The following is a 15,673-nucleotide window of genomic DNA, read 5'->3' as shown; positions in this document are numbered from 1 at the left end:
TTGTCTTAATATGAATCATAATGTGTCATTAATGTATTTTATTTGTGCATTTAAGGTATTAGATGATTAACATATGTAAATATAATATTTGGCAAAAAGTTACTTTTATTTATATAGTTCAAACCATTTTAAGTACCTAATAAAAATATGAATTTCTAATATTATTAATTATTTTGTGATGAATATTAATAAATGGCATGAAATTCGCTTTATTTTCAGTAGTTACAAAAGATTGGGTTTTTGACTTTGTTTTTCCATTTGTTCAAATAAAAATGCTCATAGAAAAGTAAAGAATTAAACCTAAATAGGCTTATCTGTTGAAAAAGAACTTTTCTTATGCAGATTTAGATGTTACTCAAAAGGATAATATCTTTTAAAAAACTAATTACGTGGGTATGAACTTGAAATTAAAATTTTTTAAGCTCGCCATTTTAAGTCTGGCTATTACATCAGTTCCTTGTGCTTACGCAATTACACCAGCACAACCAAACAAAATTTTGCATGTTGCCTATGAAGCTCCAGATGATGGCTTCGATATGGTTAAAACTACCAATTTCTATAGTGCTAATATTGCTGAGGCAATTTTTGAGCCTTTACTCAAATATGACTATCTGGCACGTCCATTACAGTTAGCTCCCTATACAGTAGAGAGCCTGCCCAAAGTGGAACAAGACGGTAAAGTTTATACTTTTAAAATTAAGTCAGGTATCTATTTTACTAATGATCCCGCTTTTAAAGGTAAACGCCGTGAGCTAGTAGCCGAAGACTACGTCTATACAATTAAACGTATTCTAGATCCTAAAAATAGAGCACCGTCTGTTTCATTCATTGATGGTAAGTTACTAGGTGCCGATGCGGTTGTAGCCCAAGCAAAGAAAACTGGAAAATTTGATTATGCTGCTCCAATTGCAGGAGTCAAAGCACTTGATCGATATACTTTACAATTTACCTTAACTCGCCAAGACTATAATTTCCCTTATATTCTTGCCTATATTGCATTTGGCGGAGTTGCTAAAGAGGTTGTCGATTATTACGGTGACCGTATTGGTATGCATCCTGTAGGTACTGGTCCTTACATGTTAAGTAAGTATGTACCAAGAAGTAAGGTCGAGTTGGTTGCTAATCCTGATTATCGTGGTTTCGTCTGGAACTTTAAGTCGACAGGAACACCTTGGGATAACCAGCTTGTTAAAGAAATGAGCGGTAAGAAAATGCCACAAATTGGAAAGGTGGTGGTCAGTATTATTGAAGAAGAGCAGTCAAGATGGTTAGCTTTCCAGTCGGGTCAACTCGACTTTGACAAACTTACAGCGAGTGCAGTTCCTCAAGCTTTAGATGGAAATCAGCTTAAAGCTTCTTTTAAGAAGCGAGGAATTAAGCACTATCCAAATAAAGAACCTGAGATTACCTATACGATGATGAACATGCGTGATCCGGTGATTGGTGGTTTTAGCCCAGAAAAGATCGCTCTTCGTAGAGCAATTACTTTGTCGTACAACCAAAAAGAAAGTATAAAACAGGCTTATAAAGGGCAAGCTGTTCGGGCTGAAATGTTTATACCTGAAGGTGTGAATGGCTATAATCCGAAATATAAAAGTAGCGTAGGATATAACCCGCTGCTAGCAAATAAATTACTTGATTATTATGGTTATAAAAAAGGTGCTGATGGTTATAGAACCCAGCCAAACGGGAAACCTTTGATTTTAAAAATCAATACAGAAAATAGCTCGGCTTCAGTTATTCACTCCGAACTCTGGAAAAAGAATCTGGATGCAATTGGCATTCGAGCTGACTTTAAGGTAAGTAATTTTGCAGATAACTTAAAAGCCGCAACTCAATGTAAATATATGATTTGGAGTGGGGCATGGATTGCTGACTATCCTGAAGGAGATAATTTTGCACAGTTGCTTTATGGACCTAATGCTGGTCAGGGAAACCATGCTTGTTATCAGTCTAAAACATATGACGCTCTTTATACTCAGGCCATTCATTTACCACCGCAACAACGTCTACCATATTATGAAAAGCTCAATCGCCAGATTGAAGCTGATAACCCATGGATTGTTCATGTAACTCGAATTCGTAACTGGTTAGTACGGCCACAAGTTCAGGGTTTTAAGCCCCATCCTATGATGAATACAAACTGGCAATATCTTGATATTACTCCTATTAAAAAATAATTTTAGATAAAGATCATGATGACTGAAAATTTAAAACAAAAGCTCAAGCACTGTAGTATCAGCTTGCTATTCGCTAGTATGGCCTTAACGGGATCTACAAGTATTTTTGCGAAAAGCCCAGCCGATCCGAATAAAGTTTTACGTTATGTATTTCCAACAGCTGAGACAGGTTTCGACCCGGCTTATATCCATGATTTATATTCTGCGCATGTAACCACTTCGATATTTGAAACACTATATACCTATGATTATTTAGCAGGGCCGGCAAAGCTTATTCCGCAAATAGCAACCGCTATGCCAGAAGTCAGTGCCGATGGTTTGACCTATACCATTCGCATTAAGAAGGGAATTTATTTTACACCAGACCCTGTTTTTAAAGGCAAACCTAGAGAATTAACAGCCAATGATTATGCGTACTCTTTTAAGCGTTTATTGGACCCGAATCTGCGCTCTCCAAATAGCTGGTTATTAGAAAACAAAATTGAAGGTATGGATGCTTTAGTCAAAGCAGCCAATAAGTCGGGAAAATTTAACTATGACCAAAAGGTAAGTGGTTTACAAACACCTGATAAATACACTTTGGTGATTCGTTTAGTTAAGCCAGACTATAACTTTCCTTTATTACTGGCCCATGACCCGACAGGTGCTGTGGCACGCGAAGTTATCGAAAAGTATAAAGACAAAGCTGGTTATGTAATGGGCCATCCTGTAGGTACGGGTCCTTATGTGCTGAGCAAGTGGGTACCAGCATCGCGTATTGTTTTAAAAGCGAATCCTGATTATCGGGGCTTTACTTGGAACTTTACTGCCAGCAGCCCTGAAGATCAGGCAATTGTGAAGCGACTTAAAGGTAAAAAAATGCCCCAAATCGGCACAATTGATATTCAGGTGATGGAAGAAAACCAATCGCGGTGGCTAGCATTTCAGCGTGGTGAGGTCGATATATTTCAGCTTGAAGGCCAACTGGTCGCAAAAGCGGTTAAAGACGGCAAACTAAGACCTGAACTTGCTAAAGAAGGTGTGCAGTTATCTCGCATTGTTGACCCCGAAATTAGCTATATTTATTGGAATCTTAAAAATCCAGTCGTTGGTGGAATGAGTAAAGAAAAAATTGCTTTACGCCGTGCGATTGCGATGTCTCGTTCAATAGATCAAGAAATTAAACTAGTAAGAAATGATGATGCACAGCGTCTACATTTTCCAATTCCACCAGGTGTAGTGGGTAATGACCCTCAATACAGAACTAGTACGCCATATTCTGTGAAAGCAGCAAATTTACTATTAGATCGATATCACTATAAAAAAGATGCCTCAGGTTGGCGTACACAACCAGATGGGAAACCTCTGGTCATTGAATATATGGCGCGTAGTGACAGTATTGGCCAGCAAAGCGCTGAACTTTGGAAGAAAAATTTTGATAGTTTGAATATACGTATGGTCTTTAAACCCATGCTTTTTGCAGATCTTATTCGTGCGCAAAAACAATGCGACGGGATGTTCGGGTCTTCTGCATGGATAGCCGATTATCCAGATGGGGATAATTTTATGCAGAATTTTTATGGACCCAATACCCATATGACGAACTGGTCTTGTGGTTCTACACCAGAGTTTGATCAGTTGTATCGCCAAACGCAACAAATGCAAGCAGGTCCTGAGAGAGATGCACTTTATCGAAAAATGACACGGTTGTTAGAAGTGTATATGCCTGTTCAAATCTCATATGCACGTTACCGGAATATGCTGGCTCAACCAAAAATCATTGGATATAAGAAGCATCCAATTTTACATGCAGAGTGGATGTATTTCGATATTGATACAAATACTAAATCTAATCATTAAATGAAAAAAATTGGAGATATGATGAAAAATAATGCACTGAAAATGACAACCTTATGTATGTTGACCATAGGTGTAAGTCAGTTTGCAACGGCAGAGACAACACGTCCTATTTTGCCATTACTTAAAGCACAACAACTTCCAGCATGGTGTGATGCGAATTTAAAAAAGATTCAGAAAGAGATTTCAAATTTTGAAAAAACACCTGTTAAAGATAATGCAGCAGCGGCACCTATATTGGCAAAATGGGATAAAGTTTTTGCGCATTTTGAAGATTTCTCAGGTCCTATAAGTCTATATAGTAACGTAGACCCAGATGCAAAGTTACGTAAGGCAGCAGAAGACTGTGAAATCAAAATTAATCAGTTTCATACTGATATATTTCAAAATTCAAAATTATATAACGTCATTAAGAATACCAAAGCTACTGATCCGATAGACCAAAAATATCGTCAAGATATTCTAGATCAGTTTGAAGACACAGGTGTTCAACTTGAGCCAGTAAAGCGTGCACGAATGAAAGCTATTCTGGATGAGTTGACCAAACTCGAACAAGAATATGCGCGTAATGTCCGCGATAATCCGGAAAAACTTGAGTTTACTCCTGAAGAGATGAAAGGCTTACCTCAAAGTTATATTTCAGCATTAAAGAAAAATGCTAAAGGCAACTATTTATTAGGTTTTGAATATCCGGAATATCGTCCTTTTATGGAGTTGGCAGATAATGATGATGCTCGGAAAAGATATCAAATTGCCTTTACTCGACGTGGTACTGAGCAAAATTTAAAACTACTCAAACAAGCAATTGATTTGCGTTATGAGCTTGCACAGTTATTTGGAAAAGCAAGTTATGCAGATTGGATTTTAAAAGACCGTATGGCTAAAACGCCTGAGGCTGTAAATCAATTTTTAGCAGAAGTCCAAAAAACAGTAGCACCACTTGAACGTAAAGAAGTAGAAGAACTCCGAGCATTTAAAGCACAAACTTTAAAAACGCCATTAGAAAAAACCGAGATAACGCGTTGGAGTGAAGCTTATTGGAGTGAAAAACTTCGTAAGAGTAAATATCAAATCGATCAGGAAAAACTTCGTGATTATTTTCCAACTTTAGCTGCTCAAAAATGGTTATTTGCCATTTCATCTGACCTTTATGGTATTGATTTTAAACCTGTCAAAGTTAAAGCATGGCAGGACGAAGTTGAATATTACGATGTAGTTGATAAGAAGACAGGAAAACTCCTTGGTGGCTTATATATGGATAAATTCCCTCGTGAAGGGAAGTATGGCCATGCCGCTGTTTGGGGAGTATATGGTGGTAGTACATTAACAAACCGCTTACCAGTTTCAGCCCTAGTTACGAACTTTAATCGTAAAGGGCTAAATAGCGATGAGCTTGAAACGTTTGTCCATGAGTTTGGTCATGCTCTACACGGCATTTTGTCAAATACACGTTATGCCAGTCAGTCTGGAACATCCGTAGAGCGTGATTTTGTAGAAGCACCATCTCAAATGTATGAAGAGTGGGCACGCCGTAAAGAGACTTTATCTAAAGTGGCTGATTATTGTGATCCAGCCTGCCCACGTGTTGACGATGAGTTAATTGCCCGTTTAAAAGCTGTACATAACTATGGTCGTGGCTTGCGTTATGCCCGTCAGACCCTTTATGCACAGTACGATATGTCATTGCATACTGCCGATGCATTAAAAGTGAAACCTTTAGAAAATTGGCAAAAAATGGAAGCTGCTACAGCTTTGGGTTATGTACCAACAACAGAGTTTCCTGGGCAGTTTGGGCATTTGATGGGCGGTTATCAAGCTGGTTATTACGGCTATATGTGGTCTGAGGTTTTAGCTTTAGACATGCTTTCTGCTTATGGGGACAACCTTAATAACCCGCAAGTAGGGCAACGTTACCGTCAAACCATTTTGTCACAAGGTAGCCAAAAGCCGGCAGCTGAATTAGTTAAAGATTTCCTTGGCCGTGATCCTGACAATAAAGCATTCTTTAACGAAATTACCGGACAACGGATTAAATAAGGAATTATCACTATGCTGGCATATGTTATTCGGCGTTTATGGCAGATGATTCCAACTATGTTGGGGGTAGTCTTACTTATTTTTATTCTTTTTAACTGGGTAGGTGGCGATCCTGCTTATATTTTAGCGGGCAAGATGTCTAATCCTGAGCAGATTGAAAACATTCGTAAGCAGCTAGGTGTAGATCAACCTTATTACGTTCAGCTCTGGATTTTCATTAAACAGATACTGACTTTTGACTATGGTGCAAGTTGGAGTACTGGCGAACCCGTTTCTCAAATTATTTTAACCCGATTAGGACCCTCGCTTACGCTTTTAATCCCACTGACTATTTTACAGACGGTTATTTCAATTATTTTGGCATTAGCTGTTGCTGCGGTACGGGGCTCTCTAACCGACCGTATGGTCATGATGCTATGTACTATTGGCATGTCGATCAGTATCTTAGTTTACATTATCGTTTTTCAATATGTTCTGGCGTATCAGCTAAGTTGGTTTCCTGTGCAAGGCTGGAGCGACACCTTTACTGATAATTTATTTAAGTTTGCCTTACTACCAATTCTAATCATGTTGGTGGTGAGTATTGCACCGACTTTACGTTTATATCGTAGCTTTGTGCTTGATGAAATCAATCAGGACTATGTTCGAACAGCACGTGCTAAAGGTGTAGGTGAAAGCCGAATTTTAGGTGTACATGTACTGCGGAACGCTTCAATTCCTATTATTACCGATGTGATGTCAACTTTACCTGCATTGCTCATAGGCGCATTTTTAATTGAACGTTTTTTTGGTATTCCCGGGATTGGTCGAGAGGTGATTATTGCAGTTGAGCGGAGTGATTTTCCTGTTATTAAAGCAATTACAGTTTACATCGCAGCTGCAACCATGATTTTTAACCTGATTGCCGATTTGGTCTACAAAGTGGTTGATCCACGTGTACAGTTGAAGTAGGTGGGCTATGCTGAGCGTTTTATCAAAAAGAAAACAACAAACAAAAGCCGAAGCTCATTCATCTGGCCTGTGGAAACTTGCCATGCGTCGTCTTCGGGCCGACAAGATCGCAATGTCATCGCTAGTGATTGTATTGCTTTATTTTATTATCTTGGTTCTATCAATGACGGGCGTGATTGCATCTGACTGGAATAAAGAGGTAGCCGTAAGTTATGCACCGCCTACATTTATAGGGGCAGATAAGACAACAGATGCAGGGCAAAAGGCGGCAGCGATTGAAGAAGAGTTACCAGAAAATCCAGTCGATCCTTTAAAAGATGTAATTGATAAGCTTAAGGCTGAAATTAAACAAGAAAAGAGCTCTGGAAGTGCAATTGATTATTATGGTGTAGTTGACCCATTAGCCGATGATATGAAAGCGATCGATCAGCAACTTGGAGGACATTTACTTGATCAACAAGCAAAACTGAAAAGTACCCTTGTGTTTGGAGCTGATAAATGGGGACAGGACGTTTTAACGAAAACTATTAAAGGTGCTGAAACTTCAATTATTGTTGGGGTGATATCGGCTTTACTCGCAGTAGGGATTGGTACACTTTTAGGCGCAATTTCTGGATATTTCGGTGGTTGGGTTGATGATATTCTCAACTGGTTTTATAACATTTTTACCTCAATTCCATATTTATTATTAGTTCTCGCGATTGCTGCCGTACTTCAACAAAAAGGCATTCTATCTATTGTTCTGATTTTGGGTTTAACGGGCTGGACAGGTGTTTATCGATTAATACGTGCGGAATATATGAAACACACTGCACGTGAGTACGTTCTTGCTGCCAAAACAATTGGTGTTGGTCACTTCCGCCGTATGTTCATTCATATTTTTCCAAATGTCAGCCATATTGCTTTAGTCCAGATGTCAATTTTGGTGGTTTCTTTTATTAAATCTGAAGTTATTTTGAGTTTCTTGGGCTTTGGTGTACCAGTGGGCGTAGTGTCTTGGGGAAGCATGTTAAATGAAGCACAAAGTGAACTTCTTTTAGGTAAGTGGTGGCAGCTTGTCGCAGCCTCTGTCGCAATGGCTGTTTTGGTAACGGCATTTTCAATGTTTACTGACGCACTTCGTGATGCGTTAGATCCAAAGCTAAAATAAGAGGAAGGTCAAATGTTAGAACAAGAAAATAAGAATGCGCCGCTACTGCATGTTAAAAATTTACGAGTAAGTTTTAAAGGTGAAGATAAGCAATATATTGAAACCGTAAAAGGAATTACTTTTGATATTCCTGCAAATACTACGGTTGCTTTAGTAGGTGAGTCGGGTAGTGGTAAATCGGTTACTTCTTTGGCAACTATGGGATTGTTGCCTGTAGGTCAGAGTAAAATTGATGAGCAAAGTAAAATTATATTTGAAGGCAAAGATTTACTGAGCTTATCTCGTAAAGATATGCGTAAAATCTGTGGTAAAGACATAGCCATGATTTTTCAGGAGCCGATGTCATCATTAAATCCTGTTTTTACGGTTGGCAATCAAATTGCGGAGGTGTTGTGTTTACACATGGGGTTGAGCCGTAAACAGGCTCGACAACGTGTTTTAGAGTTGCTTAAAGAAGTAGGTATTCCTTCACCTGAAACTAAAATTGATGCTTATCCAAATCAACTTTCGGGTGGTCAACAGCAACGTGTCATGATTGCTATGGCGATTGCTTGTGAACCTAAACTGTTGATTGCTGATGAGCCTACCACTGCACTTGATGTCACAATTCAAAAGCAAATTATTGATTTGCTCGAGTCATTGCGTAAGCGCCGTCAAATGTCGATGCTTTTTATTACCCACGATTTAGCATTGGTTGGTGAAATTGCAGATAAAGTCATTGTAATGCGTCATGGCGAGATTAGAGAGCAAGGTGCTGCTGAACAGGTTCTTGAACAGCCTAAAGATGTATATACGAGAGCTTTGTTATATTGCCGCCCGCAAATGTCACAACGGCCTTATCGATTGCCCGTGACGAGCGATTTTATGCGTCAAGAAGAGGATGTATTGGTCGAACAAAGTTTTGATGTCTCAGAAATTCCTGAGCGTAAACGTGGTTTAAATGGCGATGAGAAAATCATCTTGGAAGTAAAAGACCTGAAAAAAAGTTTTTATAGCCGTAAAGGCTTATTTGGCAAAGAAGAGTTTCAGGCCGTTAAAGGCGTTTCTTTTAAACTTGCTAAAGGAAAAACCTTGGGTTTAGTCGGTGAGTCAGGTTCAGGTAAAACGACTGTTGGGCTATTACTCATGCGCTTACATCAGGCATCTGGTGGGCAGGCTTTTATCGAAGGTAAAGATATTCTTTCATTAACTGAAAAAGAGTTTGCTAAATATCAACGGAAAATCCAGATCATCTTTCAAAATCCTTATGCCTCTCTTAATCCACGTTTTACCATTGGGCAGATATTATTAGAGCCTATGCAAATTCATAACATTGGTAAAGATGATGCTGAGCGCAAACAAATTGCGCTTGGTTTACTTGAGCGAGTCAATTTACCTGAACAAGCTTACTACCGATATCCACATGAGTTTTCAGGTGGTCAACGTCAACGTATTGCCATTGCACGCTGCTTAACACTAAAGCCTGAAATTCTAATTTGTGATGAGTCTGTTTCTGCACTTGATGTATCTGTACAGGCACAAGTACTTAATTTATTACAAGACTTACAAGATGAGTTTGGACTTAGTTATATCTTTATTTCACATGATTTATCGGTTGTGAAATATATCTCTGATCAGGTCATGGTCATGAATCATGGCGAGGTTGTTGAAATAGCCAATTCAGATGAACTCTATGCACATCCTCAACATGATTATACTAAACGACTATTACAGGCGATTCCTCAAGGGATTCAACACGTTTCATAAGCGTAAAGTTATGTCGTTAAGGGCACTTTCGAGTGCCTTTTTATTTGGTTTATGTGCTAAATGCTTATAAAATAAAAAAAGTAAATGTAGAGTATTTTATTCTTGCTATGTGCGCCAATTTTAAACCTTTAACGCTTGCCCAATTACAGCAACTTCAGTTGCCTATGGTCGGCTTTAGCTATGCCGAAGAGGTTTATCCTGCTGGAACAATGCCACTATTATTCAAATCATCAGAAGGGTTTGAATGGCGCGAAGTGATGTTTGGATTGGTTCCTAAATGGGCTGAAGATACAAACATAGCAAAACATACCTACAATGCCCGTCATGAGACTATTTTCCAAAAACCTAGCTTTCAAGAAGCCGCACTTAAATGTAAATTCGGTGTGATTCCAGTGTCCGAATTTTATGAAAGTAAGTATATAAATGATAAACCTGAGCGGTGGGGTGTTCGCCGTAAAGATGGGCAGGCTTTTTTCATCGCAGCAATCTATGAAATTTGCAAAATAAATGAAACGATTATTCGTTCTGCAAGCATGTTGACCATGGATGCTATAGACCATCCAATGATGAAAGACTTTCATGAGCCGGGCGATGTTAAACGATCAGTTATTGTGATTCCACATGACCGACTAGATGAATGGTTAAGTTTAGAATCACCTGATATTTCCAGCTTTATCGAAGGTTTTCCAGTTGAAGAGTTTGAATGTTCTCATGTCCCAAAAGAAAAAATTATAAAACCTACACCTCAGTTAAGTATGTTTGACTAATCTATCTAAAATTAAGATAAGGTTATTGATCTCAAATTTGAATCAATAACCTATATCACTTATTCAATATTTTTACTTAGTGTTTGTACTTCAGAATCTTCAGCTAAATAGCTCAATTCAATCGGTGAAATCACAAAAGTTGTATTATCTGAGGTCTGTTTAAATACAAAACCATATTCAAAAGATTGGCTATTTTTACTTGGTAACCAGAATAGATAAGGACAGCCTGTATAGCTACCATCCCAACCCATTTCTCTAGCGAGAGCTAAAGCTGTATCAGATTTCGCTATGATTTCTTTGAGAGATTCTTTATCTCGTGTTGAAACATCACCGTCATCATCTGCAAATGTTTGTAGAAACTCATTTAAGGGCTTAAGGTCTTCCCAGTTATGTTCTATTGTTGAGAAATGATATCCATATAGCATCATGTGCACTTTCTTCCATCTTGTTATTGTGTTCTTGAACATACCAAGAAATATATGAAAAGGAAATGGATAAATCTGATTTAAGTTGTTTATTTTTCATAACTTATAGATTGTTTTTTGTACGGAATAAAGACTTTTATAAATATTAAAATTATTCATATTACCTAAATAGCATAGGCGGAAAGCAACGGCCTAATGATTAAGATAAATGACTATTTTAGTAAATCAAACTGTTGGCGAATATAGAATTGTTCATAATTCACCTATAATAGAAGTGAAACTATGTAGAGCATATGTATGTTTATAACAACTACACGTCCACAAGATAATTTAATTAATCAACTTCTGCCTATTCTGGAACAGGCGAGTCAGATTTTACTAGAAGAATATCAAAACTATTCTGCGGGTTATGAGTTTACTATTCATGAAAAGCAAGATGATTCACCTGTAACCCAAGCAGATCTAAAGGTAAATAGATTTTTATTAAAGCATCTTGCAGAGATTACTCCAGAGTTGCCTGTATTGTCTGAAGAAAGTGATTATAGTGCCCGTCATGACTGGTCTACTTGTTGGATGTTAGATCCGCTTGATGGAACCAAAGAATTTATCCATGAACGTGATGAATTTACGATCAATCTAAGCTTGATCAACGGCAAAGAAACAGTTTTCTCAGTTATTGCTGTGCCATGCGAACAAGTTGTGTACTTAGGATATCTGCAAGATTTACCTTTTAAATATAGCTTTAGCCAACAACAATGGTATCAATATCAGGTTAATTCAACTTCGCTAGATGCACCCATACAAATAGGACTTAGTCACGGTAGTAAAAATCCAAAATACCAAAAATTTATTCAACCTATAGAAAAAGAACATCGCATTATTCGACGAGAAGCAGGAAGTGCCTATAAGTTTTGTATGATGTTAGAAGGTGAAATAGATATTTACCCACGCTTTCATCCTACTTCTGAATGGGATACAAGTTCTGGTCAAGGTCTGTTAGAAAGTATAGGCGGTGGTTTACTTACTCTGGATGGAAAACCTTTTGAATATAACCAAAGAAGCACGGTTTTAAATAAGGGCTTTATCGCTTTTCGTGATCAGGAAAGCAAAAAAATAGCATTTGAAGCATTAGCCCAATCAGGTGTTATCGATTGAGAGTTATGCCAGACATGTTATAGTGGCAAAGTATTGAAAAAAGATGACAAGATAAAGATGGCACTCGATTTATTGCCTAAAAGTATGTTTGAAGCAATTGATTTATTGCCCGATGCTTCAACTCCTGTAACCTTATTTACGCGCCATTCTTTAAGAGAACTTGTAGATGGGCAGGGCTTGGCTGGTTATGATCTCCAACTTACTCCTCAAGGACGTGAGCTTGCGCAGGCATGGGGTAATTATTTAATCAAAAATACAGATCGTGTTATTCAGCATTGTATTTCAAGTCCAATACAACGCTGTGTCGATACGGCTGCGCTCATGATTGAAGGGGCTGATGACGTAAGCCCTCAATCAAATACTCATACGATTGAAATTATTGAGCAAGGGCTGCTTGTTGAACCAGGTAGCTTTGTGTTGGATATACAACAAGCTGCTCCTTATTTCAAAAAGCAAGGTGCGTTGGGTTTTATTAATAGTTTTGTAAATAATGCATTACCTGGTATGAAACATCCCATTACTGGGGTTTTAGATGTACTAGAGCTTATTTACCGAACTCATCCAAAAACTAAAGGCGGACTTAGTTTAGCCGTGAGTCATGACACGATTATTGCAGCCATTGTTGCTGTAATTTCAGGTGAAAATAAAATTAAGAAAGAAGATTGGCCGGAAATGATGGAAGGGTTATTTGTATGGTTTGAAGGTGAAGAGTTTCCAAATTGTAAATTAAAGTGGATTTGGAGAGGAAAGGCCTACGAACTGAATGTGGCTAAATTTCATAAAGTGCTATAAGCTCAAAAACGATAGATAATAAAAAAAGCCCTATTGGGCTTTTTTTACATGTTCAAATTAGTTAGCTAACGCTTTAACTTGAGCATTTAAACGGCTCTTATGACGAGCAGCTTTATTTTTGTGGATGATGCCTTTATCAGCCATGCGGTCGATTACAGGAACAGCTTTTTTGTAAGCTTCTGTAGCAACAGCATAATCACCACCAGCGATTGCACTTAAAGTACGTTTGATGTAGGTACGAACCATAGAACGCAAGCTTGCGTTGTGTTTACGCGCTGTAACGTTTTGACGCGCACGTTTTTTAGCTTGAGCAGAGTTTGCCACTCTTGCACTCCTTGAAAATAAGTTGGTCTGGGCGGGCTGTGGTCAATTCAGTAAACTGATGTAACCATCACCAGCCCGTAAACAAGTGCCATATTGTGATGAATCAACACCGTGAAGTCAAGCCTTGCGAGCATTTTAAGCGGTTTTAGGGGCTGCTAAAACGGTAAGAAAAGGTTAAATTTGATACAAACTTAAAGAGGGTTGGATAAAAAATGACTATAAGTACTAAAAAAGCAATTGTGATAGGTGCTACGGGACTTGTGGGTTTAGCGCTTGTCGAACAGCTTGAGCAAACACCAGAATTTGAAGCGATTACTGTTGTGGTGAGAAAAGAATCACAACTACTTAATACATATAAAAAAGTTACTCAACTCGTTATAGAGGATTTTTTATTACTCAATGATGAAGATGTGAATGGCCATACCCATACATTTAGCTGTCTTGGAACAACATTAAAATTGGCAGGCTCAAAACAGGCTTTTTACGCTGTGGATTATGAAATCAATGCTCATTTAGCAGATTTAGTACAAGATAAACATATTCATCTATTGCTAGTGAGTGCCCTTGGAGCAAATGCAAATTCTCCAATTTTCTATAATAAAGTGAAAGGACAGTTAGAAGATTATATTGAGAGTTTAGAGCTCGAAAAACTATCAATTTTTAGACCGTCTTTACTGATTGGTAAACGCAGCGATGTACGGTTTATTGAAGACTTAGGGCAGAGTCTATTTAAGCTTATTGAGAATAAATTTCAAAAGCCATTCAAATATAAGCCAGTAACTGCCGAGCAATTGGCTCATACGATGGTCGTAGCGGCGCTAACGCAAATTGAAGCCTTTAAACGATATGATAATCTGAGCATACAACAAACTCGATAAGGGAGTATTAAAGTGTCGACAGTACCATTTGTAACATGTGATTTATTAGATGATAATCCTGAAAAAAACTTACAGGTTGTAATCCCATCAATGGATGGCAAGTTCTTTCAAAGTTATGGAGCACGTAAAACTTTTGGGGGACAGGTTGTAACAGTAAAGTGCTTTGAAGATAACTCACGTGTAAAAGAGTTATTGGCAACAGATGGTACAGGTAAAGTATTAGTTGTGGATGGTGGTGCATCTATGCGCTGTGCACTCATGGGTGATTTGATTGCTGAGTCAGCAGTTAAAAACAACTGGAATGGTGTAGTGATTTACGGTTGTGTACGAGATGTTGATGCACTTGCGACCTTAGATTTGGGAGTACATGCATTGGCTGCAATTCCGCAAAAAAGTAATCGTAAGGGCATTGGTGAGGTAGATATTAATTTGTATTTTGGTGGAGTCACAATTCAATCTGGTGATTTTATCTATGCTGATAATAATGGGATTGTGATAGCAAAAGAAAAATTAGTCTAATTCTCTAATATAAAGGAAGGCACGATGGTGATTCATCAAATTAAAGTACTTCAAGCAGTTGTATCTGCAATTGCTGAAGGTGGTAGAGGTGTTTCAGGAACAGCATTTCCCCAACAACCTGTAAAAGCTTTGAAACTATATGAATTTGAAGGTTCACCATTTTGCCGTCGTGTTCGTGAAGTGATTACACTTTTGAATCTGGACGTAGAAATTTATCCATGTCCTAAAGGTGGAACAAAGTATCGTTCAGTTGTAAAAGAAAAAGGCGGCAAATTACAGTTTCCATTTTTAATTGATGAAAATACTGGCGATCAGTTATACGAATCACAAGATATTATTCATCATTTATTTAAACACTATGGCAAAACAGGGAAAACACCTCAGAAATTTTCGAGTTACCCAAACATGCCTTATGTTGCATTTGCAGGAACTATCTTAAATGGTGCCCGTGGAGTTTGGATAAATAAAAAAATTGTTGATAGAGCTGCACCTGAACAAAAACTTGAGTTATGGAGTTTTGAAGCAAGTCCGTATTCACGAATTGTAAGAAGTCTACTCTCTGAACTTGAGCTTCCATATATTTTGCATAATGTGGCAAAAGAAAGATGGCAAGATATGGGACCTGCTATTCTTCGCTTAAAACCAGGTAAATATATACCTTTAGAAGGTGGAAAAAGAGAAAAGCTATTGCCGATTATGCAGGATAAAATGCAAGTACCATACTTAGTAGACCCAAATACGGGAGTGAAGATGTTTGAGTCGGCTCAAATCGTAAAGTATTTAAAAAAGCAATATGGACGTTGATTAAGCTTAATCTGAGTAAGAGTTTAAGGCGTTTTACTTAAGCTCTTATTAACATCAGATTTCTTAACAGGTTGTATGAAAAAAATATGAGTATGCTAAATTAATAAGC

The 15,673-nt window shown here is 37.9% G+C and carries 14 protein-coding genes and 1 pseudogene; 12 read left to right on the top strand and 3 right to left on the bottom strand.

The window, feature by feature from the left end; all coding sequences use genetic code 11:
- Positions 1-136: 136 nt before the first annotated feature.
- A pseudogene (locus tag ACTJJH_RS03445) lies at positions 137-258 on the bottom strand (hypothetical protein).
- A 131-nt stretch (positions 259-389) separates the two neighbouring features.
- Between ACTJJH_RS03445 and ACTJJH_RS03440 the strand changes: the two are divergent.
- The 7 genes from ACTJJH_RS03440 to ACTJJH_RS03410 all read left to right on the top strand — a co-directional run bounded on the left by ACTJJH_RS03440 (position 390) and on the right by ACTJJH_RS03410 (position 10,667).
- Positions 390-2,180 carry an ABC transporter substrate-binding protein gene (locus tag ACTJJH_RS03440; protein WP_440600741.1) on the top strand — a complete coding sequence of 597 codons (1,791 nt, stop codon included), beginning with the start codon at positions 390-392 and terminating at the stop codon, positions 2,178-2,180.
- Between the two features lie 15 nt (positions 2,181-2,195).
- Positions 2,196-4,019, top strand: a complete 1,824-nt coding sequence (locus tag ACTJJH_RS03435) for an ABC transporter substrate-binding protein (RefSeq protein WP_440600740.1) — start codon at positions 2,196-2,198, stop codon at positions 4,017-4,019.
- Complete coding sequence (locus tag ACTJJH_RS03430; protein ID WP_440600739.1) at positions 4,020-6,053, top strand: M3 family metallopeptidase; 2,034 nt, start codon at positions 4,020-4,022, stop codon at positions 6,051-6,053.
- A gap of 12 nt (positions 6,054-6,065) precedes the next feature.
- The gene (locus ACTJJH_RS03425; protein WP_000881922.1) at positions 6,066-7,004 is read left to right on the top strand and encodes an ABC transporter permease; all 939 of its coding nucleotides are present in this window, start codon (positions 6,066-6,068) and stop codon (positions 7,002-7,004) included.
- A 7-nt stretch (positions 7,005-7,011) separates the two neighbouring features.
- The gene (locus ACTJJH_RS03420) at positions 7,012-8,154 is read left to right on the top strand and encodes an ABC transporter permease (RefSeq protein WP_440600738.1); all 1,143 of its coding nucleotides are present in this window, start codon (positions 7,012-7,014) and stop codon (positions 8,152-8,154) included.
- A 12-nt stretch (positions 8,155-8,166) separates the two neighbouring features.
- Positions 8,167-9,900 (top strand): ABC transporter ATP-binding protein, encoded by a 1,734-nt coding sequence (locus ACTJJH_RS03415; protein ID WP_440600737.1) that lies wholly within the window; start codon positions 8,167-8,169, stop codon positions 9,898-9,900.
- Positions 9,901-10,007: 107 nt separating this feature from the next.
- Positions 10,008-10,667: an SOS response-associated peptidase family protein gene (locus tag ACTJJH_RS03410; RefSeq protein ID WP_205666269.1), complete on the top strand. Its 660-nt coding sequence runs from the start codon at positions 10,008-10,010 to the stop codon at positions 10,665-10,667.
- Positions 10,668-10,726: 59 nt separating this feature from the next.
- Here ACTJJH_RS03410 and ACTJJH_RS03405 read toward each other — a convergent pair whose 3' ends face one another.
- On the bottom strand, positions 10,727-11,095 hold the full coding sequence (locus tag ACTJJH_RS03405) for a hypothetical protein (protein ID WP_005069482.1): 369 nt from the start codon (positions 11,093-11,095) through the stop codon (positions 10,727-10,729).
- 294 nt (positions 11,096-11,389) lie between these two features.
- On the opposite strand from ACTJJH_RS03405, the gene ACTJJH_RS03400 reads away from it, so the two are divergent.
- Positions 11,390-12,247: a 3'(2'),5'-bisphosphate nucleotidase CysQ family protein gene (locus ACTJJH_RS03400; RefSeq protein ID WP_017386850.1), complete on the top strand. Its 858-nt coding sequence runs from the start codon at positions 11,390-11,392 to the stop codon at positions 12,245-12,247.
- 57 nt (positions 12,248-12,304) lie between these two features.
- Positions 12,305-13,039 (top strand): histidine phosphatase family protein, encoded by a 735-nt coding sequence (locus tag ACTJJH_RS03395; protein WP_002117975.1) that lies wholly within the window; start codon positions 12,305-12,307, stop codon positions 13,037-13,039.
- Positions 13,040-13,096: 57 nt separating this feature from the next.
- Here the strand turns inward: ACTJJH_RS03395 and rpsT are convergent, their stop codons facing one another.
- On the bottom strand, positions 13,097-13,363 hold the full coding sequence (rpsT, locus tag ACTJJH_RS03390; RefSeq protein ID WP_002117906.1) for a 30S ribosomal protein S20: 267 nt from the start codon (positions 13,361-13,363) through the stop codon (positions 13,097-13,099).
- Between the two features lie 212 nt (positions 13,364-13,575).
- Here rpsT and ACTJJH_RS03385 point away from each other — a divergent pair, with 212 nt between their 5' ends.
- Genes ACTJJH_RS03385 through ACTJJH_RS03375 form a run of 3 tightly spaced genes read left to right on the top strand, consistent with a single transcriptional unit; the run spans position 13,576 to position 15,564 of the window.
- Complete coding sequence (locus tag ACTJJH_RS03385; protein WP_440600736.1) at positions 13,576-14,241, top strand: NAD(P)H-binding protein; 666 nt, start codon at positions 13,576-13,578, stop codon at positions 14,239-14,241.
- Between the two features lie 12 nt (positions 14,242-14,253).
- Complete coding sequence (rraA, locus tag ACTJJH_RS03380) at positions 14,254-14,760, top strand: ribonuclease E activity regulator RraA (protein WP_032034912.1); 507 nt, start codon at positions 14,254-14,256, stop codon at positions 14,758-14,760.
- A gap of 24 nt (positions 14,761-14,784) precedes the next feature.
- Positions 14,785-15,564 carry a glutathione S-transferase N-terminal domain-containing protein gene (locus ACTJJH_RS03375; RefSeq protein WP_032034915.1) on the top strand — a complete coding sequence of 260 codons (780 nt, stop codon included), beginning with the start codon at positions 14,785-14,787 and terminating at the stop codon, positions 15,562-15,564.
- Positions 15,565-15,673 lie beyond the last annotated feature (109 nt).

This window comes from Acinetobacter sp. 22301 (genome assembly GCF_052045285.1).
Lineage (GTDB): Bacteria > Pseudomonadota > Gammaproteobacteria > Pseudomonadales > Moraxellaceae > Acinetobacter > Acinetobacter pittii.
This window is presented reverse-complemented; position numbering and strand designations above follow the sequence as displayed.